General features: G+C 49.0%; 1 protein-coding gene. It reads left to right on the top strand.

The window, feature by feature from the left end:
* Positions 1–558 (top strand): transposase (locus Q4597_RS19705; RefSeq protein WP_303407809.1); only part of this gene is annotated, 558 nt, incomplete at its 5' end.
* Positions 559–612: the final 54 nt, after the last annotated feature.

Genomic DNA, 612 nt, shown 5'->3' with positions numbered 1-612 from the left:
GGGTTCCGATATATAGGGAAAGAAGACCATTATATCTGTCCACGGGGCAAGGTCATCCCGTTCACCAAGGTGTTCGATGATCACCGTACGGGCACCAAAAAGAAAGAATATCGAGCGAGAAAACCCGTATGTATCGATTGTCCCATAAGAAGTAGCTGTCTGGGCAAGAGCGCACAGGAAAAGAAGTTCAGCGTCACCTATTACCGGGCCGAGTACGAGCGTAACATCAAAAGGGTAAACAGTAAATTGGGCAGGTATATGAAGGGCAAACGGCAGAGCACCGTAGAACCCGTCTTCGGAACGTTGACCCAGTTCATGGGACTGAGGAAGGTGAACACGATAGGGCTCGCACAGGCGAACAAGGTGATGCACCTCTCGGCCATGGCCTATAACCTTAAAAAGTACCTGAAGTTCGAACGGAAACGTTCCAAAAGTGGGGCGGGACGGCTTGATTTTGCAGCCTTGGTAAAAAGTGCGCTTCAATACTTGTTCGGGACTTGCATAAAGCATCTAAATTCGGTGCCTCGATTCTGGCCAGACATAAAAAAAGCCCCGTAAAGAGGCTTATATGAATCCGTTCCGTGGAGAATCAACGGCTTGTGCAACGGTTAC

Source organism: Zobellia sp. 1_MG-2023, from assembly GCF_030549125.1.
Lineage (GTDB): Bacteria > Bacteroidota > Bacteroidia > Flavobacteriales > Flavobacteriaceae > Zobellia > Zobellia russellii.
Note: the sequence above shows the minus strand (reverse complement) of the source record. Positions and strands in the feature narration are given on the sequence as shown.